At 66.4% G+C, this 21,971-nt stretch carries 16 protein-coding genes and 1 tRNA gene; 11 read left to right on the forward strand and 6 right to left on the reverse strand.

The genetic code is table 11. The annotated features are described in order from the left end of the window. Positions 1 to 73 precede the first annotated feature (73 nt). The 3 genes from IM708_RS14045 to IM708_RS14055 all read right to left on the reverse strand — a co-directional run bounded on the left by IM708_RS14045 (position 74) and on the right by IM708_RS14055 (position 3,681). A tRNA-Val gene (locus IM708_RS14045) sits at positions 74 to 148 on the reverse strand. Positions 149 to 253: 105 nt separating this feature from the next. Continuing rightward, positions 254 to 2,662 (reverse strand): endopeptidase La, encoded by a 2,409-nt coding sequence (lon, locus tag IM708_RS14050; RefSeq protein WP_209427201.1) that lies wholly within the window; start codon positions 2,660 to 2,662, stop codon positions 254 to 256. 131 nt (positions 2,663 to 2,793) lie between these two features. Further along, positions 2,794 to 3,681: a MurR/RpiR family transcriptional regulator gene (locus IM708_RS14055; RefSeq protein ID WP_209427202.1), complete on the reverse strand. Its 888-nt coding sequence runs from the start codon at positions 3,679 to 3,681 to the stop codon at positions 2,794 to 2,796. 140 nt (positions 3,682 to 3,821) lie between these two features. On the opposite strand from IM708_RS14055, the gene IM708_RS14060 reads away from it, so the two are divergent. The 9 genes from IM708_RS14060 (at position 3,822) to carB (ending at position 16,036) form a co-directional block, all read left to right on the forward strand. After that, on the forward strand, positions 3,822 to 4,664 hold the full coding sequence (locus IM708_RS14060; protein WP_209427203.1) for an N-formylglutamate amidohydrolase: 843 nt from the start codon (positions 3,822 to 3,824) through the stop codon (positions 4,662 to 4,664). Further along, on the forward strand, positions 4,649 to 5,158 hold the full coding sequence (locus tag IM708_RS14065) for a TRAP transporter small permease subunit (protein ID WP_209427204.1): 510 nt from the start codon (positions 4,649 to 4,651) through the stop codon (positions 5,156 to 5,158). Before IM708_RS14060 ends, IM708_RS14065 begins: the two co-directional genes overlap by 16 nt. Then, a complete protein-coding gene (locus tag IM708_RS14070) occupies positions 5,158 to 6,558 on the forward strand; it encodes a TRAP transporter large permease subunit (RefSeq protein ID WP_209427205.1) in 1,401 nt (466 codons plus the stop codon). Before IM708_RS14065 ends, IM708_RS14070 begins: the two co-directional genes overlap by 1 nt. A 20-nt stretch (positions 6,559 to 6,578) precedes the next feature. Beyond that, positions 6,579 to 7,265, forward strand: coding sequence for a hypothetical protein (locus IM708_RS14075; RefSeq protein ID WP_209427206.1), 687 nt, complete (start codon positions 6,579 to 6,581; stop codon positions 7,263 to 7,265). A gap of 26 nt (positions 7,266 to 7,291) precedes the next feature. After that, positions 7,292 to 8,329: a TRAP transporter substrate-binding protein gene (locus IM708_RS14080; protein WP_209427207.1), complete on the forward strand. Its 1,038-nt coding sequence runs from the start codon at positions 7,292 to 7,294 to the stop codon at positions 8,327 to 8,329. A 102-nt stretch (positions 8,330 to 8,431) separates the two neighbouring features. Next, entirely contained in the window at positions 8,432 to 9,799 is a 1,368-nt protein-coding gene (locus tag IM708_RS14085; RefSeq protein WP_209427208.1) for a glutamine synthetase family protein, read from the forward strand. A gap of 64 nt (positions 9,800 to 9,863) precedes the next feature. Then, positions 9,864 to 11,252: an aldehyde dehydrogenase family protein gene (locus IM708_RS14090; protein ID WP_209427209.1), complete on the forward strand. Its 1,389-nt coding sequence runs from the start codon at positions 9,864 to 9,866 to the stop codon at positions 11,250 to 11,252. Beyond that, positions 11,249 to 12,400 carry an iron-containing alcohol dehydrogenase gene (locus IM708_RS14095; protein WP_209427210.1) on the forward strand — a complete coding sequence of 384 codons (1,152 nt, stop codon included), beginning with the start codon at positions 11,249 to 11,251 and terminating at the stop codon, positions 12,398 to 12,400. The genes IM708_RS14090 and IM708_RS14095 overlap by 4 nt, the downstream gene beginning before the upstream one ends. Before the next feature lie 306 nt (positions 12,401 to 12,706). Further along, a complete protein-coding gene (gene carB / locus IM708_RS14100; RefSeq protein WP_209427211.1) occupies positions 12,707 to 16,036 on the forward strand; it encodes a carbamoyl-phosphate synthase large subunit in 3,330 nt (1,109 codons plus the stop codon). Between the two features lie 228 nt (positions 16,037 to 16,264). Here the strand turns inward: carB and IM708_RS14105 are convergent, their stop codons facing one another. The 3 genes from IM708_RS14105 to IM708_RS14115 form a co-directional block, all read right to left on the reverse strand. Continuing rightward, the gene (locus IM708_RS14105; protein WP_209427212.1) at positions 16,265 to 17,191 is read right to left on the reverse strand and encodes a PRC-barrel domain-containing protein; all 927 of its coding nucleotides are present in this window, start codon (positions 17,189 to 17,191) and stop codon (positions 16,265 to 16,267) included. A gap of 185 nt (positions 17,192 to 17,376) precedes the next feature. Further along, a complete protein-coding gene (locus tag IM708_RS14110; RefSeq protein WP_209427213.1) occupies positions 17,377 to 17,808 on the reverse strand; it encodes an HIT domain-containing protein in 432 nt (143 codons plus the stop codon). Beyond that, positions 17,805 to 18,536: an arylesterase gene (locus IM708_RS14115; RefSeq protein WP_209427214.1), complete on the reverse strand. Its 732-nt coding sequence runs from the start codon at positions 18,534 to 18,536 to the stop codon at positions 17,805 to 17,807. The genes IM708_RS14110 and IM708_RS14115 overlap by 4 nt, the downstream gene beginning before the upstream one ends. Here IM708_RS14115 and IM708_RS14120 point away from each other — a divergent pair. Together IM708_RS14120 and IM708_RS14125 are read left to right on the forward strand one after the other, a co-directional pair. Next, positions 18,535 to 19,233, forward strand: a complete 699-nt coding sequence (locus IM708_RS14120) for an ATP-binding cassette domain-containing protein (RefSeq protein WP_209427215.1) — start codon at positions 18,535 to 18,537, stop codon at positions 19,231 to 19,233. The genes IM708_RS14115 and IM708_RS14120 overlap by 2 nt on opposite strands. Next, complete coding sequence (locus tag IM708_RS14125; protein ID WP_209427216.1) at positions 19,230 to 21,761, forward strand: FtsX-like permease family protein; 2,532 nt, start codon at positions 19,230 to 19,232, stop codon at positions 21,759 to 21,761. The genes IM708_RS14120 and IM708_RS14125 overlap by 4 nt, the downstream gene beginning before the upstream one ends. The last annotated feature ends 210 nt before the right edge of the window (positions 21,762 to 21,971 follow it).

Below are 21,971 nucleotides of genomic sequence, written 5' to 3' on the forward strand. Positions count from 1 at the left end.
GTGCTTCGCTCGCCCGCCCCCGGGTTCGTAGAACCGAAGCGCACGTCGCGGACGGGCGAAACTCAATGTAGCATGGTGGGCGATGACGGATTTGAACCGCCGACATCTTCGATGTGAACGAAGCGCTCTACCGCTGAGCTAATCGCCCCCTTGCGCCGGGTATTTATCGCCGGCCTTCGGGCGGCGCAAGGGGCGGGCAGCGAAAAGGCGCGCCCGCGGGGGCGCGCCCTTGTCCTTTGCAGGCGACCGTGGATCAGTGGGCGGTCGCGCCGTTCGTGTCCTTTTCGCGCGCCGCAGCGCGGGCGGCCTGCGCGGCGTCTTCGGCGGCCTGGTCCCATTCGATCGGCTCGGGCCGGCGGGTCAGCGCCTGTTCGATCACCTCGCGCACGTTCGCGACGGGGATGATCGTCAGCCCCTCCTTCACGTTGTCGGGGATCTCGGGCAGGTCCTTGGCGTTTTCCTCGGGGATGAACACGGTCTTGATGCCGCCCCTGAGTGCCGCCAGCAGTTTCTCCTTCAGCCCGCCGATCTGCAGCACGTTGCCGCGCAGCGTCACCTCGCCAGTCATGGCGATGTCCTTGCGCACAGGAATGCCCGTCAGGACCGAGACGATCGAGGTCACCATCGCCACGCCCGCCGAAGGCCCGTCCTTGGGCGTCGCGCCCTCGGGGACGTGGACGTGGATGTCGAACGTGTCGAAGCGCGGCGGCTTCACGCCGATGTTGGGCGCGATCGAACGGACGAAGGAATTCGCCGCGTCGATCGATTCCTTCATCACGTCGCCCAGCTTGCCCGTGGTCTTCATCCGGCCCTTGCCGGGCAGCTTCAGCGCCTCGATCTGCAGGAGGTCGCCGCCGGCCTGCGTCCAGGCAAGGCCGGTGACGACGCCGACCTGATCCTCCTTCTCGGCCAGGCCGAAGCGGTAGCGCGGCACGCCAAGGAAGTCGGAGAGATTCTCGCCGGTGACGCTGACCTGCTTCTCGCCGTCCTTCAGGATGCGGGTGACCGCCTTGCGCGCGAGCTTGGCCAGTTCGCGTTCAAGGTTCCGCACGCCGGCTTCGCGCGTGTAGGTGCGGATCGTGCCCTGCAGCGCGTCGTGGCTGAGCGACAACTCGCCCTTCTTCAGCCCGTGGTTCTTGATCGCCTTGGGCATCAGGTGGCGCTTGGCGATCTCGGCCTTTTCGTCCTCGGTGTAGCCCGAGAGCGGAATGATCTCCATCCGATCGAGGAGCGGCCCCGGCATGTTGTAGCTGTTCGCCGTGGTGATGAACATCACGTTCGACAGGTCGTATTCGACCTCCAGGTAGTGGTCGGAGAAGGTGTTGTTCTGTTCGGGGTCCAACACCTCCAGCAGGGCCGAGGCCGGGTCGCCGCGGAAGTCCTGGCCGAGCTTGTCGATCTCGTCCAGAAGGATCAGCGGGTTCGTGGTCTTGGCCTTCTTCATCGACTGGATGATCTTGCCGGGCATCGAGCCGATATAGGTCCGACGGTGGCCGCGGATCTCGGATTCGTCGCGTACGCCGCCCAGGCTGATGCGGATGAATTCGCGTCCCGTGGCGCGCGCGACCGAGCGGCCGAGCGAGGTCTTGCCCACGCCCGGCGGGCCGACGAGGCACAGGATCGGGCCGCGCAGCTTGGTCGAGCGCGACTGGACCGCCAGATACTCGACGATCCGTTCCTTGACCTTTTCCAGACTGTAGTGGTCGTCGTCCAGCACCTTCTGCGCGCGGTTCAGGTCCTTCTTGACGCGGCTCTTCACACCCCAGGGGATGTTCAGAAGCCAGTCGAGATAGTTGCGCACGACGGTTGCTTCGGCCGACATCGGCGACATCGACTTCAGCTTCTTCAGTTCGGCCTCGGCCTTCTCGCGCGCTTCCTTCGAGAACTTCGTCTTGCGGATACGCTCCTCAAGCTCGGCGATCTCGTTCTGACCGTCCTCGCCTTCGCCGAGTTCCTTCTGAATGGCCTTCATCTGCTCGTTCAGGTAGTATTCGCGCTGGGTGCGCTCCATCTGGGTCTTGACGCGCGACTTGATCTTGCGCTCGACCTGCAGGACCGAGATTTCGCCCTGCATCAGGCCGAAGACCTTTTCCAGCCGCTGCGCGATATCCAGCGTTTCCAGCAGGTCCTGCTTGCGCGGGACGTCGACGCCCAGATGGCCGGCGGCCAGGTCGGCCAGCTTGCCGGGCTCGCTGGCCTCGGACACGGCGGTCAGCGCTTCCTCGGGGATGTTGCGCTTGATCTTGGCGTAGCGTTCGAAATCGTCGGCGACCGAGCGGATGAGGGCGGACACTGCCTCGGCATCGCCCAGTGTTTCCTCCAGCGCCTCGGCGGTCGCTTCGAAATGTGCGTCGTTCTCCAGGAATTCATCGATGCGCACGCGCGATTTCCCCTCGACCAGCACCTTGACGGTGCCGTCGGGCAGCTTCAGCAGTTGCAGGACGCTGGCCAGCACGCCGACCCGGAACATCCCGTCAAAGCCGGGATCCTCGGCGGCGTGGTCGATCTGTGTGGTCAGAAGGATCGGCTTGTCGTCGCGCATCACCGCCTCGAGCGCGCGCACAGATTTGTCGCGACCGACGAAAAGCGGCACGATCATGTGGGGGAAAACCACCATGTCGCGCAACGGCAGGACGGGATAGGCGTTGAGTTCTGCGGTCATCGGGATCCTCGATAAGCTCTGCGGGCCGGAGATGGTGGTGGTATTGGCCCGTGTTCCCGCCATATCTGGGGTGCGGCTGGGCCGATTTCAACCAATCGCAAATGGGACCCTATGCCGGTTCTGCGCGCGGCTCAACCCTGACGCGAGCGTCGAAAGATGCGCGCGTCCTCGTACATGATTTCCAGCTTCTCCAGCCGGGCCAGCGTTCCCGGCCGGTCGCGGCGCTGCACGGCGGTCAACAACGCCTCGACCAGCATCAGGGGCGCGGTCAGCGTGTCCCAGGCCGAGGGCGCCTCGATATGGCAGGGCATCAGGTGCTGGGCATGCGCGGCGGCGGGCGAGACCCAGCGGTCGGTGATCAGCACCACCTGGGCGTCGCGCGCGCGGGCAAGCTCGACGAATTGCTGTACCGGAGGCTCGTAGCGGCGGATATCGAAGGCGACCAGCACATCGCCGGGGCGCATGTCCAGCAGCACCGGCGGCCAGGTCGAGGGGACCGCGGACAGCAGCACGACATCGTCGCGCATGATCCGGAGCGCGGTCTGGAAATAGCCGGCGATGGCCTGCGTCAGCCGCCCGCCGATCAGCGTGATGCGGCGGTCCGCGTCGGCCAGCAGACCGGCGACCGTGTCGAACCCCGCCCGGTCGATCTGGCCCAGCGTTGCGGTCAGATCCTCGACCACGCGCCCGGCGAAACTGTCGAGGACATGGGCGTCGGGCGCGGTCTGTGCCCATTTTTCGTGCTTGGCCAGGGGCGAGGCCAGGCGCTCGCCCACTTCCTCGCGCAGTTGTGCCTGGAACTCGGGATAACCGGTGAACCCAAGTTTCTGCAGCAGGCGCCCGACCGTCGGCGCCGATACGCCCGCCCCACGCGCCACCGAGGCGATCGAGCCCAGGACTGCGACCGGATAGGAATTCAGCATGTAAGCGGCCAGTTGCCGCTCGGCCCGTGTCAGATCGGGAAGCGCGGCGCGCAGGCGCGCTTCGATCGTCCGAGGGGGGGGTGACGGTTCTGTCATCTTTCTCCCGGCGCTGGGGCAGGGCGCAGGATACAGCAGAATGTTCGATTCGTAACAGAAATTACGGTCCCGAAAAGAACTTGACAGATTCGGGGGCGATGAAACAGGCTGGCGGTCCGATCAGCCGGATTCTCGCTTCCATGTCGCAGCCCGATGTCGCCGCCCTGACGCCGCCCGCGCCCGCCGAATGGCCGGGCCTTGTCGAGCGCTGGGACAACCGCGCCGCGCCCGCGTCCGGTCCGAATGCCGCCGGCGTGGTGATGATCTGCGAGCACGCCTCGAACGCGACGGCCGAGCCTTGGGGCGACCTGGGCCTGGCGCCGGACATCTGGGGCACGCATGTCGCGTGGGACATCGGCGCGCTGGGGCTGGCGCGGGGGCTGGCGCAACGGCTGGCGGCGGAGTGCGGCGGCGCGGTGCTGGTGCATGCGCCGCTTTCGCGCCTCATCTTCGATCTGAACCGGGCGCCGGACCACCCCAATGCGATGCCCGCCCGGTCCGAGGTTTACGAAATCCCGGGGAACCGGGACGTGACGCCGGCGGAACGTCTGGTCCGTACGCGGACGGTCTGCACGGGCTTTCACGCGACGCTCGCGGCCGAGATCGCGGCGCTGGTCGCGCTGGGGCGGCGGCCGGCGCTGATCGCGGTGCATTCCTTCACGCCGGTCTATCACGGCCTGCCGCGCGCGGTGGAATTCGGCGTCATCCATGACGACGACGAGGCACTGACCCATGCGGTGATACAAGCGGCCCGGGGCTGCGGGCTGGAGACCCGCCTGAACGAGCCCTATTCCGCGGCGGGCGACGTGACCCATACGATCCGGTTGCATGCGGTACCCCTGCGCCTCCCGAACACGATGTTGGAGATCCGCAACGACCTGATCGGCAGCGCAGCGCAGCAGTCGGCGATGGCCGACCGGCTGGCGCCGGTGCTGGCGCGCGCGCTGAAATCGGCGGGGGGCGACGCATGCCGCGCTTCGTGATCGCCTATGTCCGCGCGGTGGAGCGGCTGAACTACGCTTTCGGCCGGGTGGCGATGTTCTCGCTTTTCGCGCTGATGGGCGTGCTGCTCTGGGGGGCGATCGGGCGCGCGGCCTTCACCCCGCCGATCTGGACCGACGAGATGGCGCAGTTCCTGCTGCTGGGCTATTTCATGATCGGCGGGGCCTATGCGCTGCAACTGGGATCGGCCGTGCGGATGGACCTGCTCTACGACCGCTGGTCCGACCGCACCAAGGCCGCGGTCGATGCGGTCACCATCCTGACCCTCTTTGTCTATCTGGGCGTGCTGCTCTGGGGCGGGATCGAGAGCACGCAGTTCGCGCTGGAATACGGCGAGCGGCGACGCGGGCTCTGGCGGCCTTACATGGCGCCGATCAAGATCATCATGGTCGTGGGCATCGTCCTGATGATCATGCAATGCACGGCGATCTTCATCCGCGACCTCAACCGCGCGCTGGGGCGAGGGGAGTTCTGATGCCCGCCGAATACATCGCCGCCCTGATGTTCGGCACGATGCTGATGCTGATGCTGACCGGGCAGCGGATGTTCGGCATCATCGGGTTTGTCGCGGTGGTGGCGGCCATCCTGCTCTGGGGCGACCGGGGCGGGCACGATCTGGCGTTTTCGCAATCCTTCAAGCTGATGAACTGGTTCCCGCTGATCACGCTGCCGATGTTCATCTTCATGGGCTACGTGCTCAGCGAGAGCCGGCTGGCCGATGACCTCTACCGCATGTTCCACGTCTGGTTCGGCCCGGTGCCGGGGGGGCTGGCGATCGGCACGATCCTTCTGATGGTGCTGATCTCGGCGATGAACGGCCTCAGCGTCGCCGGCATGGCCATCGGCGCGACCATCGCGCTGCCGGAACTGCTGAAGCGCAGCTACGACAAGCGCATGGTCACCGGGGTCATCCAGGCCGGCGCCTCGCTCGGCATCCTGATCCCGCCTTCGGTCGTCATGGTGCTTTACGCGATGATCGCCCGCCAGCCGGTCACGCAGCTGTGGATGGCGGGCATCCTGCCGGGGCTGATGATGGCAAGCCTGTTCATCAGCTACATCTGGATTCGCTGCCGGCTGAACCCCGCGCTTGGGCCGGCGATCTCTGACGAAGAGCGCGCCGAGGTTTTGGGACCACCTCGAGTTCGAATTATCAAGGATGCTGACGGAATAATTATCGAGGAGATTGAAGACTCCTCATTCAATCGCGAAAAGTCTCGTTTGCTGTTGGCTGGACTTCTACCCCTCGCGATCTTCGCGGTGATGATGGTGCCCTTCATCATGGGCTACACGCGGCTGGTCGAAAGCTCGGTCATCGGGGCCTTGGCGGCGTTTTCGGCCTCGGTCCTCAAGGGGCGGATGACCTGGGCGGTGCTGGAGACCTGCACGCGGATGACGCTGGCGATCAGCTGCATGTTCCTGTGGATCATCCTCGCGGCGCTGGCCTTCGGCGCGGTCTTCGACGGGCTGCGCGCCGTCGATTTCGTCCGCGCGCTCTTTGTCGAGGAACTGGGCCTGAACCGCTGGCAGATCCTGATCCTGATGCAGCTGTCCTTCCTGATCATGGGCGCGTTTCTCGATGACACGGCGATGCTGGTCATCGTCGCGCCGCTTTACGTGCCCATCGTGCGGATGCTGGAGTTCGATCTGATCTGGTACGGGGTGCTCTACACGATCACCTGCCAGATCGCCTACATGACGCCGCCTTTCGGCTACAACCTCTTTCTGATGCGCGCCATGGCCCCGCCCGAGGTGACGCTCGCGGACATCTACCGCTCGATCTTTCCCTTCGTCGGCGTCATGATCCTGGGGCTGGCGCTGGTGATGGCATTCCCGCAGATCGCGCTCTGGCTGCCGCAGACGCTGGGTGTTCGGTGACAAAGGGAGGAGGGTTGGGAATGACCGATGAATGGCGTGATCGAGCATTCAATCTCGAACTCCAAATTCAGAAGCTCGAAGGCGAACAACGTGAAGGCATCAGAAGCCTTGAGGCAAGCCAGAAGCGGATCGAGGACAAGCTTTCCGGGATACGCTACCTTGCTCTCGGCACTATTGCATTTCTCGGTCTCGGCTCGGGACTCGCTGTCTACCAAGCATACAGCAACATCGCGAGTGAAATCGAAGAGCAGGTTCGCGCCCTTGGCGCCGACGCAATAAACGAAAACGTCGAACGGACTACAGAGTTGCGCGCGCAGGCGGAAATCGATGCTCAGACCATCCGCGCGCAACTACGGCAAGCGTGCCACGACCCGCGATGGGTTGATGATGTAGGGTTCTGCATATTCAATGTTCTTCCCGAACGCCGCTACACATTGAACTACGGAGCGGCTGTAGCGATGTGCGCCGCGCGTGGCGCTCGGCTCTGTAGATTAGAGGAGGTTCAACAAGCATTTGAACGCGGTGCTGAATGGTGTGCGTGGGGATGGATTGCGGAGGTGGTCCGGGGACAAAGCGTAACCGACATTTCCGGTACGATTGTCTATCCGTGGCAACAAGCAGAAACATCGGGATGTGCCCAAGGAATGAATATCCGCACCGGTCAAGATATCATCCGCGGAAACTGGGGTGCTACCTGTTGTCTATAATCATACCAAACAAGGAGGTAACGACCATGACCACGACCAGACGCAAGTTCCTGACCACCGGGGCGCTGGGTGGCGCCGCCACGCTGGCCGCCCCGGCGGTACACGCGCAATCGACGATCCGCTGGCGGCTGCAGACCTATGCCGGCGCCGCGCTGGGCGCGCAGGTGGCGCTGCCGGCGATCGAGATGTTCAACGCCATCGCCGGCGACGAGATGCAGATCGACCTGTTCTATGCCGACCAGCTGGTGCCCACCGAGGAGCTGTTCCAGGCCATGCAGCGCGGCACGATCGACGCCGTGCAGTCCGACGACGATTCGATGGCGGGGCCGACCGAGGTCACGGTCTTCGGCGGCTACTTTCCCTTCGGCAGCCGCTACAGCCTCGACGTACCGGCGCTTTTCAACGATTGGGGGCTGAACGAGATCTGGGCGGATGAATACGCCGCCGTCGGCGTCAAGCACATCTCGGCGGGCGCCTGGGACCCCTGTCACTTCATCACCACCTCGCCCATCACCTCGCTCGCAGACCTGGAGGGCAAGCGCGTCTTCACCTTCCCTACGGCGGGGCGGTTCCTGTCGCAGTTCGGCGTGGTGCCGGTCACCGTGCCCTGGGAGGATGTGGAAATCGCGCTGCAGACGCAGGAGATCGACGGCGTCGCCTGGTGCGGCATCACCGAGGCCTACGAGGTCGGTTGGGCCGATATCTGCAGCCATTTTTTGACCAATAACATCTCGGGCGCGTGGATCGGGCATTTCTTTGCCAACATGGAGCGCTGGAACGAGTTGCCGGAGCATCTGCAGAACCTGATGGCGACCTGCTTCGAGCAGTCGCACTATTACCGCCAGCACTGGTACTGGGCCGGCGAGGCACGGTTGCGGACGCAGGGCGAGAAGCTGGAGTTGACCTCGATCCCCGATGGCGAATGGGCGCAGGTGGAAAGCGCCGCGCGCGAGTTCTGGCAGGAGATCGCGGACGAATCCGAGACCAAGGCGCGCGTCGTGCAGATCTTCCGCGACTACAACGCCGCGATGGACGAGGCCGGGCGGCCCTATCGCTACAGCTGAGCCCGACCGACAGGTCGCGGGGGGCTGTCTGCCCCCCGCACCCCCGAGGATACTTTCAGACAGAAAATGAGCAGCCGAGGGCTGCGACGAGACGAGGGACAGATGCCCGGAAACCTGACGCTGGATGCGCTGAAAGAGGCCTTGGAGGCCGGCGAGATCGACACCGTGATCGTGGCGGCGATCGACATGCAGGGCCGCCTGATGGGCAAGCGCTTTCATGCCGCCCATTTCGTCGACAGCGGCTGGCGCGAGACGCATTGCTGCAATTACCTGCTGACCGTCGACATGGAAATGCACACCGTGCCCGGCTATGCCGCGGCAAGCTGGGAAAAGGGCTACGGCGATTACGTCGTGAAGCCCGACCTGGACACCCTGCGCCGCGTGCCCTGGCTGGAGGGGACGGCGCTGGTCCTGTGCGACCTTCTGGATCACCACACGCATGAGGAGGTGCCGCAATCGCCCCGCGCGATCCTTAAGCGGCAGGTGGCGCGCGCGCGCGCGATGGGCTTCGAGCCGATGATGGCGACCGAGCTGGAGTTCTACGTCTTCGAGAACAGCTACGAGGCATTGCGCGACGACGGCGTGGGCGGGCTCAGGCCGATCTCGGGCTATAACGAGGACTACCATATCTTCCAGACGAGCAAGGAAGAGCCGTTGATGCGCGCGCTGAGAAACGGTCTATATGGCGCTGGGATCATAGTCGAAAACACGAAGGGTGAGGCGGATTCCGGCCAGGCCGAGGTCAATGTGCGCTACACCGATGCGCTGCAGATGGCCGATGCGCATGTCATCATCAAGAACGCCACCAAGGAGATCGCGCACAGCCTTGGCAAGTCGGTCACCTTCATGGCGAAATACGCGACCGAGAAGGCGGGATCGTCAAGTCATGTGCATCAGTCGCTTTGGTCCTTGGACGGGGCGGCGGCGTTTCACGACCCTGAGGTCCCGCACGGCATGTCCGTGGCGATGAAGCACTTTCTGGCCGGGCAGTTGGCGCATGTGCGCGACCTGACCCTGTTCCTCGCGCCCTATGTCAACAGCTACAAGCGGTTCACCGTGGGGCTTTTCGCGCCGACCAAGGCCGTCTGGTCGCGCGACAACCGGACCGCGGGTTTCCGGATCTGTGGCGAGAACACGAAGGCCGTGAGGGTTGAATGCCGGATCGGGGGGGCGGATCTGAACCCCTATCTGACCTGCGCCGCGCTGCTGGCCGCGGGGCTGGACGGGATCGAGAAGAAGATGGAACTGGAGCCTGAACTGCGCGGCGACATGTACAACGCCGAAAACGCGCGCGAGATCCCGACCACCCTGCGCGAGGCCGCGGATCTGGCCGCGACCTCCACCTGGTTGCGCGGCGCCTTCGGGGACGAGGTGGTCGATCACTACGTCCACGCCGCGCGCTGGGAAGTTTCCGAATCCGAACGCGCGGTGACGGACTGGGACGTGCGACGGGGCCTTGAACGCGCCTGAAGCTTGAACCAGTAGAGCAGGGAAAGAACACGCCGCCGGTGGTCCCGGCGGCAGAAGGGGTGACATGACACGCATGATCCAATGCATCTCGCCCGTGGATGGGCGGGTCCATGCCGAGAGGCCGGCGATGCCGCTTGAGGACGTGCAGGCGGCGGTCGCTCGGGCGCAGGCGGCGCAGACGGGCTGGGCGGCGCTGCCGCTGGATGACCGCATCGCGCGCGTCAAGTCGGGCATCGCGGTGCTGAACGGCATGAAGGAGCGCGCGGTCGAGGAACTGGCCTGGCAGATGGGCCGGCCCACGCGCTACGGCGGCGAATTCGGCGGCGTGAACGAGCGTACCGACTACATGGCCGGGATCGCCGCCGCGGCGCTGACGCCGCAGCTCGTCGAGGAGTCGGACCGCTTTCGCCGGCATATCGCGCGCGAACCGGTGGGCGTGGTCTTCGTCATCGCCCCCTGGAACTACCCCTACATGACGGCGATTAATACCATCGTGCCCGCGCTGATCGCCGGAAATTCGGTGATGCTGAAGCACGCGTCGCAGACCCTGCTGGTGGGCGAGCATCTGGCCGAAGCGATGCATGCCGGCGGCGTGCCCGAGGATGTCTTCCAGAACATCGTGGTGACGCACGACACCACCGAGGCGCTGATCAGGGCGCGCAGCTTCGGTTTCGTGAACTTCACCGGCTCGGTCGGCGGCGGACAGGCGATCGAGCGGGCCGCTGCCGGCACCTTCACCGCGACGGGGCTGGAACTGGGGGGCAAGGATCCGGGGCTGGTCTGCGCCGATGCCGACCTCGACGCGGCGGTGGAGGGGCTGATGGACGGTGCGATGTTCAACGCCGGCCAGTGCTGCTGCGGGATCGAGCGGATCTATGTCCACGAGAGCCTCTATGACGCCTTCGTCGAAAAGGCGGTCGCCTGGGTCCACAAGCTGAAGCTGGGCGATCCCTTCGACCCCGAGACGACGCTGGGACCGATGGCGAATGTCCGCTTCGCCCGCACCGTGCGCGATCAGGTGGCCGAGGCGGTCGCCGCCGGCGCGAAGGCGCTGATCGACCCCGCGCGGTTTCCGGCCGATGACGGCGGCGCCTATCTGGCGCCGCAGGTGCTGGTCGATGTCGATCATTCGATGCGCGTGATGCGCGAGGAAAGCTTCGGTCCTGTGGTCGGCATCATGAAGGTCGCGAGCGACGACGAGGCGATCCGTCTGATGAACGATTCCCCCTACGGCCTGACCGCGTCGATCTGGACCGCCGATCCCGACCGCGCCGAGGCGATCGGGGCGCGGTTGCAGACCGGCACGGTGTTCATGAACCGCTGCGACTATCTGGATCCCGCGCTCTGCTGGACCGGATGCAAGGACACCGGGCGGGGTGCGGCGCTCTCCACCCTCGGCTATCACTCGGTCACGCGGCCGAAATCCTACCATCTGAAGAAGGTGATCAAATGAAAGTTCCGAAAGCCAACTGGTCCTATCCGACGCTGGTGAAGTTCGGCCTCGGCCGGATTTCGGAACTGGCCGATCATTGCCGCGCGGTCGGCATGACAAAGCCGCTGCTGGTCACCGACAAGGCGCTGGCGACCCTGCCGATCACCGCCCAGGCGCTGGACGTGCTGGAGGGGGGCGGTCTGGGCAGGGCAGTGTTTTCCGGCGTCGACGCCAACCCGACCGAGATCAACATGGAAGACGGGCTCAAGGCCTATCGCACGGGCGGGCACGATGGCGTCGTGGCCTTTGGCGGCGGCTCGGCGCTGGATCTGGCGAAGATGGTCGCGCTGATGATCGACCAGCCCGTGCCGGTCTGGGATCTGGAGGACGTTGGCGACTGGTGGACGCGTGCCAACCCCGACACAATTGCGCCCATCGTCGCCGTGCCGACCACGGCGGGTACCGGGTCCGAGGTCGGGCGCGCCGGGGTTCTGACCAACTCGGCCACGCATACCAAGAAGATCATCTTCCACCCGAAGCTGATGCCCGCCGTCACCATCTGCGACCCGGAACTGACCGTGGGCATGCCGCGGGCGATCACCGCGGGGACCGGGATGGACGCGCTCGCCCATTGTCTGGAGGCGTATTGCACGACCTACTACCACCCGATGAGCGAGGGTATCGCGCTGGAGGGCATGCGGCTGGTGATGGAGAACCTGTCGCGCGTCTATCACCGCCCCGACGACCTGGAGGCCCGCGCCCACATGATGAGCGCGGCGGCGATGGGCGCGGTCGGCTTCCAGAAAGGCCTGGGCGCGATCCATGCGCTCAGCCATCCGATCGGCGCGGTTTTCAACACCCATCATGGCACGACCAACGCGGTCGTCATGCCCTGGGTGCTGGACTTCAACCGCGAGGTGATCGAGGCGAAGATCGGGCGCATGGCGGCCTATCTGGGCATCGATGGCGGGTTCGACGGGTTCCGTGCGCGGATCATGGAGATGCGCGCCGAGTTCGCCATCCCCGAGCACCTGACCGCGCTGGGGATCGACGCGGGGCGGATCGACGAGCTGACCGAGATGGCGCTGGCCGACCCGACCGCGGGGGCGAACCCCCGCAAGATGGCAAAAGAAAACACGCGTGCTTTGCTGGAGGCTTGTTTCGGCTAGTCTGATGGCGGGGCGCACAAGTTTGTGCGTTTCGACAAGGCATTGACAAGAAACGTATAATCGGCGTCGTTAACCGCAAAGAAACTTTTGGCGCGCGCGCTTTGCGGGTGCGCCGCCGCGCCGTCCGCCTTGTGTGGCGGGCGCGGGTGTCGCGCTGCGCGTTTCGCGATTTCGGCGCCACCATCGGGGCCGAACGCGAGCGATTGCGCCCGAACGGGGCTTGCGCCGACCCTGTGCCCGGCTATAACCCGCCTCGATTTGCGCGCCGCCATCCGGCGGCGCCAAAATGTCTGAACGGGGTCCGGAATGCCGAAAAGAACCGATATCAGATCCATCATGATCATCGGGGCGGGACCCATCGTCATCGGTCAGGCCTGCGAATTCGACTACTCCGGCGCGCAAGCCTGCAAGGCGCTGCGCGAGGAAGGCTATCGCGTCATCCTGGTCAATTCGAACCCGGCGACGATCATGACCGACCCGGGCCTGGCGGACGCCACCTATATCGAACCGATCACGCCCGAGATCGTCGCCAAGATCATCGAGGCCGAGCGCCCCGATGCGCTGCTGCCGACGATGGGCGGGCAGACGGGCCTGAACACCGCCTTGTCGCTGGCCGACATGGGCGTGCTGGACAAGTTCGGCGTCGAACTGATCGGCGCCAACCGGCAGGCCATCGAAATGGCCGAGGATCGCAAGCTCTTCCGCGAGGCGATGGACCGGATCGGGCTGGAAAACCCCCGCGCCACCATCATTGCCGCCCCTAAACGCGCCGACGGCCGGTTCGACATCGCTGCCGGCGTCGTCGAGGCGATGAACGCTATCGAAGAGGTCGGCCTGCCGGCCATCATCCGCCCCGCCTATACGCTGGGCGGCACCGGCGGCGGCGTCGCCTACAACCGCGACGATTACGAGGCGATCTGCCGCTCGGGCCTCGACGCCTCGCCCGCGGGGCAGATCCTGATCGACGAATCCCTTCTGGGCTGGAAGGAATTCGAGATGGAGGTGGTGCGTGACCGGGCCGACAACGCCATCATCGTCTGCGCCATCGAGAACGTCGATCCGATGGGGGTGCACACTGGCGACTCGATCACCGTGGCGCCGGCGCTGACCCTGACCGACAAGGAATACCAGATGATGCGCAACGGCTCCATCGCCGTGCTGCGCGAGATCGGGGTGGAGACCGGCGGGTCGAACGTGCAATGGGCGGTCAACCCCGAAGACGGCCGCATGGTCGTGATCGAGATGAACCCGCGCGTCAGCCGCTCCTCGGCGCTGGCCTCCAAGGCGACTGGTTTCCCCATCGCCAAGATCGCCGCGAAACTGGCCGTGGGCTACACGCTGGATGAGCTGGACAACGACATCACCAAGGTCACGCCGGCCAGTTTCGAACCCTCCATCGATTATGTCGTCACCAAGATCCCGCGCTTTGCGTTCGAGAAATTCCCCGGCGCCAAGGCCGAACTGACCACCGCCATGAAATCGGTGGGCGAGGCGATGGCCATCGGCCGGACCTTCCACGAAAGCGTGCAGAAGGCGCTGGCCTCGATGGAGACGGGGCTGACGGGCTTTGACGAGATCAGGATCCCCGGCGCCCCCGACAAGGCCGCGGTCATCAAGGCGATCAGCGCCCAGACCCCGGACCGGCTGCGGCTGATCGCCCAGGCCATGCGCGAGGGGCTTTCGGATGACGAGATCGGGCACGCCACGGCGTTTGATCCGTGGTTCCTGGCCCGCATCCGCGAGATCGTGGAGACCGAGGCGCAGGTCCGCGCCGAAGGGCTGCCCGAAACCGCAGAGGGGATGCGCGCGCTCAAGATGATGGGCTTCACCGATGCGCGGCTCGCGACCCTCACCGGGCAGGTCGAAGCCGACATCCGTCGTTCGCGCCTGCGTCGCGGCGTGACCGCCGTCTTCAAGCGCATCGATACCTGCGCCGCCGAGTTCGAGGCGCAGACGCCCTACATGTATTCGACCTACGAGGCGCCCGCGATGGGCGGCGTCGAGTGCGAGGCGCGCCCCTCGGACCGCAAGAAGGTCGTGATCCTGGGCGGCGGGCCCAACCGGATCGGGCAGGGGATCGAATTCGACTATTGCTGCTGCCATGCCTGCTTTGCGCTGACCGACGCGGGCTACGAGACGATCATGGTCAACTGCAACCCCGAGACCGTCTCGACCGACTACGACACCTCGGACCGGCTTTATTTCGAGCCGCTGACGCTGGAGCACGTGCTGGAGATCCTGCGGGTGGAGCAGCAGAACGGCACCCTGCACGGCGTCATCGTCCAGTTCGGCGGCCAGACGCCCCTGAAGCTGGCCAACGATCTGGAGGCCGAGGGGATCCCGATCCTCGGCACCTCGCCCGACGCCATCGACCTGGCCGAGGATCGCGAGCGGTTCCAGAGGCTCCTGAATGACTTGGGGCTGAAGCAGCCGGTCAACGGCATCGCGTCCTCTGAGGCGCAGGCGATGGAGATCGCCGAGACCGTCGGCTTCCCGCTGGTGATCCGCCCCTCCTACGTGCTCGGCGGGCGGGCGATGGAGATCGTGCGCGACCGCGACCATCTGAAGCGCTACATCCAGAATGCCGTCGAGGTCTCGGGAAAGAACCCGGTGCTGCTGGACAGCTACCTGTCGGGCGCGATCGAGGTCGATGTCGATGCGCTGTCGGACGGCCAGCGCGTGCATGTCGCCGGGATCATGGAACATATCGAGGAGGCGGGCGTGCATTCGGGCGACAGCGCCTGCTGCCTGCCGCCGCATTCGCTGACCGATGCGACTGTGGCGGAACTGAAGCGCCAGACCGAACTGATGGCGCGTGGCCTCAATGTCGTCGGGCTGATGAACGTGCAGTTCGCGATCAAGGACGGCGACATCTATGTGCTGGAGGTCAACCCACGCGCCAGCCGTACCGTGCCCTTCGTCGCCAAGGCGACCGACAGCGCCATCGCGTCCATCGCCGCGCGGCTGATGGCGGGCGAGCCGCTGGACCAGTTCCCGCTGCGCGAGCCGTATCCGGCGGGTGTCGGCCCCGATACCGAGTTGCCGCTTGCCGATCCGCTGACGCTGGCCGATCCGATCACGCCCTGGTATTCGGTCAAGGAGGCCGTGCTGCCCTTCGCGCGCTTCCCCGGCGTCGACACGCTGCTGGGCCCCGAGATGCGCTCCACCGGCGAGGTGATGGGCTGGGACCGGACCTTTGCGCTGGCGTTCCTGAAGGCGCAGATCGGCGCCGGCACGATCCTGCCCGAGGGCGGGCGGGTCTTCATCTCGATCCGCGACGCCGACAAGACCGAGGCGATGGGGCGGGCGGCGCGAGAGTTGTCGGGCATGGGGTTCGAACTGGTGGCGACCGGCGGCACGGCGAAATGGCTGGGCGCGCAGGGGATCAAGACAGTTCCCGTCAACAAGGTCTACGAGGGGCGGCCGAACATCGTCGACCGGCTGAAGAACGGCGACATCGCGCTGGTCTTCAACACGACCGAGGGCGCGCAGGCCATCGCCGACAGCCGCGAGATCCGTACCAACGCGCTGATGGACAAGATCGCCTATTTCACCACCGCTGCCGGCGCTATCGCCGCGGTCGCGGCCATGCAGGCCCGCAAGGAAGGGATCGGCGTGCGGACCCTGCAGGGCTGAGGTTTGCGGCCCTGAAGGTGCGCGGCCCGCCCGGCCAAGGCGGCGGCGCGTCCGGTGTGCGCATGCGCACGCTTTCGCAAGACATTGTAATAGATGGTTTAATCTGGGCCGTTAACCGCAACGAAAGGTTCGTCCGCTGACGGCGGCCCGCATGATCCGTCCGAAAACAAACCGCGCCCACGCAGCAGCGCGGACGCGGTCGGGGTTGCACGCATAGGGCGCCCCGGGTCAGCCTTCGTATGCGGGCAGCGTGGTCAACTGCTCCTCGGTCGCCGGGGTGTGCACGCGCACCGAGTCGGTATCGGCACTGTGGTAGATATCGAGGTTCTGCACCTCCAGCGCGACGACATGATCGTCGACGCCAAGGAAGCCGCCGATATCGAGCACCAGATGCGTGATCGTGTTGTCGTCGCCGATCAACACGTCATCGACCTGGCCGATCGATTCGCCATGCGCGTCATAGACGTCGGCGCCGATCACTGAACTCGCCGTCGGCGGGGTGTCCTGCAGGACATAGCCTGCGGGCGGCTCGGCCGGTCCGCGCGGCGAGCCGATCATGGCCTCGCCACCGGTATCGGCCGTCGCGTCGGTGGTGTCGGTGCCTATTTCCGGCATGTCCGGCAGGATCTCGGACCATTCGAAGCCCAGGTCGAGCGTCGACTCGTCCCATTCGGGCAAAGCCTCGAGTTCTTCGCGCGTCATGGTTGCGACGACGAGGAAGTCGCCGATATCCTCGGGCTGGGCCTCCTCTGCCACGAAGTAGAGTTCGTCCATATCGACCATGACAGTACGCGCCATGAAGCCCAGGAAGCCGCCGACATCGACCAGAACGCCGCGGATCCGGCCGTCCTGAGTCAGGATCACCTCATCGATCGAGCCGATATTCTCCCACGAGTCTCGTTCGGCCAGGAAGGCCTCGTCGCTGGTCCAGCGCAGCCTGACATCGCGGACCGGCGCGACATCGGGCAGTTCGCGCACCGTGTCGCTGTCCAGCGTGTAAAGATCCTTGCCGATGAAGCCGCTGGCATTGAAAGCCGGCACCATCTGTCCGGATTGCGCCGGCGCTGCAGCGCGATCGCCTTCGCCCGAGGTCTGCGCAACGGCGCCGAAAGCGGACATGCTGACAAGAGCGGTGGTGAACATGAGTCTTCGCATTGGATTTCCTCCGATTGCTGGGTCTCAAATGTTAAGGGGTTCCAACACATAACACCCAAGACGGCGTCGAGGTTCCCTGACCATCCGGTGAAGTTGGCTGAAAACCGTCGCCGGGCGGGGTGTCGGACCCGGTGGGAAGACGCCGGGGGAGCATTCTCTCAGGGCCAGAGAGAGAGCCGCGAAGATCAGGTAAGATCGGCCTTCAAGGACTTGGCGATATTCGACATTTCATCATCCGCCAATTTTGGCGGCAGCGCGTAGCTTTCCACCCCATCGGCCAGATAGGCCTTTGAGGAGACGTCGTGGACGTGGTGCATCGGCACGACATGGGCATGGGCGTGCGGCACGTGGATGCCGGTGTAGAACATCGCCACGCGTTCCACCGCGTAGAGGCGTTTCATGGCGCGGGCCAGCCGCTGCGCGCAGGTGGTGACCCGCGTCGCCAGATCCTCGGGCAGGTCCTCGAACCAGACGTGGTGATCCTTCGGGATGACCAGCGTATGGCCGGGCCGGATCGGGTGCAGGTCGAGGAAGGCGAGGATATGGTCGTCCTCGTGCACCTTGTGCGCCGGCAGGTCGCCCCGCGCGATGCGACAGAACAGGCAATCGGCGCTCATGATCCGGTATCTTCCGCCTCGATCTGCCGCAGCCAGTCCGACACGACCGGCCCCAGCGCCTCGACAATCGCCTGCACGCCGGCGGCGCTGGGATGGATCCGGTCGTCCTGCATCAACTCGCTGTAGGACAGGCCCAGCTCATGCTTGTCGCTGATCGGCTGCAGAAGGTTGGGATAGCGGACCGCGCCGTATTCCTCGGCCAGTTCGACATACATCGCCTCGAACGCGTCGCGGAATTCGGGGCCGTAGTTGCCGGGCGCGGGCAGGCCGATCAGCAGCGCCGGCAGATCCTCGGCCTGCAGACGTTCCAGGATTGCCTGCAGGTTGGCGCGGCTGTTCGCCGGGTCGATCCCGCGCAAAAGGTCGTTGCCCCCCAGCGCGATCATCATCGCATCCGGTTCGTCCGCGAGGGTCCAGTCCAGACGCGAGAGCCCGCCCGCCGTCGTGTCGCCGCTGACGCCGGCATTGATCAAAATGACGTCATGGCCGGCGTCCTGCAGCCAGGCCTCCAGCTGCGGGACCAGACCGTCGCCCTGCGTCAGCCCGTAACCCTGCGTCAGGGAATCACCCAGCGCGACCAGGCGCAGCGGTGCCGTTTCCGCAGGCGCTGCGACGGAAAACCCGAGGCCGAGCGTGCATATCAGGGCGCCGATGCCGCGCCGCAGCTTGTCACCGAGGCCCGAAAGCCCATATGCCGAGGAACGCTTTGGTACGAGGAAATCTTGCATGACCGATCCCGTTCTGTCGCTGAAGGACGCGGCGCTGACCCTGCAGGGCAACGCCGGCCCGGTCGAGATACTGCGGGGCATCACGCTCGATGTCCACCGGGGCGAGACGCTGGGGCTGGTGGGTCCGTCGGGGTCTGGCAAGTCATCGCTCCTCATGCTCATGGGCGGATTGGAACGCGCGACCGGCGGGTCGGTCCGGGCGCTGGGTCATGATCTGACCGCGCTGGACGAGGATGCGCTGGCACGGTTCCGCAGGGGGAATATGGGGGTGGTCTTTCAATCCTTCCACCTGATCCCGACGATGACCGCGCTGGAAAACGTCGCCACGCCGCTGGAACTGGCCGGCCGCGCCGACGCGTTCGAGCGCGCCGAGGACGAGTTGCGCTCGGTGGGTCTGGGCCCACGGATGCATCACTACCCCGCGCAGCTGTCGGGCGGTGAGCAGCAGCGCGTGGCGCTCGCCCGCGCCGCGGCACCCCGGCCGGCTATCCTGCTGGCCGATGAGCCGACGGGCAATCTGGACGGCACCAACGGCGAGGCGATCATGCAGCTTCTTTTCGGGCTGCGCGACAAGCATGGGGCGACGCTGGTGCTGGTCACGCATGCGCCCGACCTGGCGGCGCGCTGCGACCGTGTGATCCGCCTGCGCGACGGCCGAATCGACGGCGAGGATCGCCGCCTGGAGGCCGCGCAATGACGCTTCCGGTGGCGCTGCGCATCGCGCGGCGCGAGTTGCGCGGCGGGCTTTCCGGCTTCTGGATCTTCCTTCTTTGCCTGACGCTGGGCGTGGGGGCGATCGCCGCCGTCGGATCGGTCCGTGCGGCGATCACCGAAGGCATGCAGCGCGAGGGCGCGACGCTGCTGGGCGGCGATGCCGAACTTCAGTTCACCTTCCGTTTTGCCCGCGACGACGAGCGCGCCTGGATGGCGGAAGAGGCCGCGCAGGTCTCGCAGGTGGTCGATTTCCGGTCGATGGCGGTGGTCGGGCAGGGCGAGACGACCGAACGCGCGCTGACCCAGGTCAAGGGCGTCGACGACAACTGGCCGCTGATCGGCGAGGCGGTCTTCGACCCGCCGATGTCGGTGGCCGAGGTTCTGGCCGAGCGCGACGGCTTGCCGGGCGCGGCGATGGACCGGCTGATCGCCGACCGGCTGGGGCTGGAACTGGGGCAGCGGTTCCGGCTTGGCGTGCAGGAGTTCGTGCTGGTGGCGCACCTGCTGCGCGAACCCGACGCGATCACCACGACCTTTGCCGCCGGCCCCCGCACGCTGGTTTCGACCGAGGCGCTGGCCGCGTCCGAGCTTCTGGGCGCGGGCACGATGTACGAGACCAACTACCGCATGATGCTGGCCGAGGGCGACACGCTGGACCGGCTGCGCGTGGCCAGCGCCCAGCGGTTCGAGGGCGAGGGCGCGCGCTGGCGCGATTCTCGCCGCGGGGCGCCGCGCGTGGCCGAGTTCGTCGACCGCATCGCGTCGTTCCTGGTGCTGGTCGGGCTGGCCGGGCTGGCGGTCGGCGGGGTCGGCGTTTCCGCCGCGGTCCGCGCCTATCTGGAGGGCAAGACGCCGGTCATCGCCACCTTGAAGACATTGGGGGCCGAGGGTCGGACGATCTTCGCCGTCTATTTCGCCCAGATCGGCGTGCTGACCGCGCTGGGGGTGGCCGCCGGACTGCTGTTGGGCATCAGCGCACCGATCCTGCTGGCCCCGGTGCTGGAGGCGCGCCTCCCGGTTCCCGCGGTCTTCACGGTGCATCCGCAGCCTCTGATCGAGGCCGCGCTTTATGGCATGCTGACGGCGCTGGTCTTCACGCTCTGGCCGCTGGCGCGGGTCGAGCAGGTGCGTGCCGCCGCCCTCTTTCGCGGGGTCGGGTCCGAGGGGCTGGGCTGGCCGCGCTGGCGCTACCTGGTGGCGCTGTCGCTGACGCTGGCGGCGCTGGTCGGCACGGCGGCGGGTCTGGCCGCGGTGCCACGGCTGGCGCTGGCGGCGGCGGCCGGGATCGTCGTCGCGTTGGGGGTGCTGCTGGGCGCGGCGCTTCTGCTGCGCCTCGCCGCGCGCCGGCTGGCGCAGGTGCGCTGGCTGCGCGGGCGCACGGCCCTGCGGCTGGCGCTGGGTGCTGTAGGCAACCCGCGCGAGGGGGTGACGGCGGTGGTGCTGTCGCTGGGTCTGGGGCTGACGGTGCTGGCGACGGTCGGGCAGATCGACGCCAACCTGCGCAGCGCCATTGCCGCCGACCTGCCGGATCGCGCGCCCTCGTACTTCTTCATCGACATCCAGCCCGACCAGTTGGAGGGCTTCCTGGAACGCCTGCGCGGCGATCCCGCGGTGTCCGAGATCGCCACCGCGCCGCAGTTGCGCGGGGTGATCACCGCGATCAACGACATCCCGGCGCGCGAATGGGGCGATCACTGGGTGCTGCGCGGCGACCGGGGCCTGACCTATTCCACCGCCCCGCCCGAGGGCACCGTGCTGGTCGAGGGCGAGTGGTGGCCGGCCGATTACGCCGGCGATCCGCTGATCAGCTTCGGCATCAACGAGGGGCGCGAGTTGGGCCTGTCGCTGGGCGACCGGGTGACGGTGAACGTGCTGGGCCGGTCGATCACCGGCAGCATCGCCAATTTCCGCGAACTCGACTTCCGCACCGGGGGCATCGGGTTCGTCATGACCTTCAACCCGGCGGCGTTCGCCGGCGCGCCGCACACCCATCTGGCCACCGTCCACGCCGCGCCCGAGGCCGAGGCCGCGATCCTGCGCGACCTGTCGAACCAGTTTCCCAACATCACCGCCGTGCAGGTCCGCGAAGTGGCCGCCCGCGTGGCCGAGGCGCTGGGGGCGTTGGCCGGGGCGACCGCGGTGGCGGCGCTGGCGACGTTGATCACCGGCTTCGTCGTGCTGATCGGCGCCGCCGCGGCGGGCGAACGGGCGCGGGTATTCGAGGCCGCGGTGCTGAAGACCATCGGTGCCACCCGCGCCACGATCCTCGCCAGTTTCGCGCTGCGCTCGGCGCTGATGGGCGCGGCGGCAGCGGCGGTCGCGGTGGTCGCCGCGGTGCTGGCCTCCTGGCTGGTGCTGACCCGGGTGATGGACGTGGCCTATGTCTTCCAGCCCGTTTCGGCGCTGATGATCATCGCGGGGGGCGTGCTGGCGACCCTGCTGGCGGGACTCGCCTTTGCTCTGCGGCCCCTGGCCTCGCGCCCCGCGCGCATCCTGCGGGCGCAGGAATAGACCGCCGTCGCCCCGGACGCGGTTACGATCAGGTCACACTGCACGACACTGGTCTGGCTGAGGGGGTGAAGAGGTGGTTTTCTGGTCGACTCCGACCAAGGAAGCGACCCGATGTCCCAACGCACCGTCACCGCCCTCGAGATCTTTCTGCGCCCGCATGTGGGTTTGAGCAAGAGCCGTCTTGAGACGCTCTGCCTGCTGCTGGTGGGC

Origin of the sequence: Pararhodobacter sp. SW119 (assembly GCF_017811755.1) — a bacterium.
Lineage (GTDB): Bacteria > Pseudomonadota > Alphaproteobacteria > Rhodobacterales > Rhodobacteraceae > Pararhodobacter.

Coding starts and splice junctions, on each gene's coding strand:
- lon (WP_209427201.1), bottom strand. CDS start 2,662: ATGACCGCAGAACTCAACGCCTATCCCGTCCTGCCGTTGCGCGACATG.
- IM708_RS14055 (WP_209427202.1), bottom strand. CDS start 3,681: ATGACAGAACCGTCACCCCCCCCTCGGACGATCGAAGCGCGCCTGCGC.
- IM708_RS14060 (WP_209427203.1), top strand. CDS start 3,822: ATGTCGCAGCCCGATGTCGCCGCCCTGACGCCGCCCGCGCCCGCCGAA.
- IM708_RS14065 (WP_209427204.1), top strand. CDS start 4,649: ATGCCGCGCTTCGTGATCGCCTATGTCCGCGCGGTGGAGCGGCTGAAC.
- IM708_RS14070 (WP_209427205.1), top strand. CDS start 5,158: ATGCCCGCCGAATACATCGCCGCCCTGATGTTCGGCACGATGCTGATG.
- IM708_RS14075 (WP_209427206.1), top strand. CDS start 6,579: ATGACCGATGAATGGCGTGATCGAGCATTCAATCTCGAACTCCAAATT.
- IM708_RS14080 (WP_209427207.1), top strand. CDS start 7,292: ATGACCACGACCAGACGCAAGTTCCTGACCACCGGGGCGCTGGGTGGC.
- IM708_RS14085 (WP_209427208.1), top strand. CDS start 8,432: ATGCCCGGAAACCTGACGCTGGATGCGCTGAAAGAGGCCTTGGAGGCC.
- IM708_RS14090 (WP_209427209.1), top strand. CDS start 9,864: ATGACACGCATGATCCAATGCATCTCGCCCGTGGATGGGCGGGTCCAT.
- IM708_RS14095 (WP_209427210.1), top strand. CDS start 11,249: ATGAAAGTTCCGAAAGCCAACTGGTCCTATCCGACGCTGGTGAAGTTC.
- carB (WP_209427211.1), top strand. CDS start 12,707: ATGCCGAAAAGAACCGATATCAGATCCATCATGATCATCGGGGCGGGA.
- IM708_RS14105 (WP_209427212.1), bottom strand. CDS start 17,191: ATGCGAAGACTCATGTTCACCACCGCTCTTGTCAGCATGTCCGCTTTC.
- IM708_RS14110 (WP_209427213.1), bottom strand. CDS start 17,808: ATGAGCGCCGATTGCCTGTTCTGTCGCATCGCGCGGGGCGACCTGCCG.
- IM708_RS14120 (WP_209427215.1), top strand. CDS start 18,535: ATGACCGATCCCGTTCTGTCGCTGAAGGACGCGGCGCTGACCCTGCAG.
- IM708_RS14115 (WP_209427214.1), bottom strand. CDS start 18,536: ATGCAAGATTTCCTCGTACCAAAGCGTTCCTCGGCATATGGGCTTTCG.
- IM708_RS14125 (WP_209427216.1), top strand. CDS start 19,230: ATGACGCTTCCGGTGGCGCTGCGCATCGCGCGGCGCGAGTTGCGCGGC.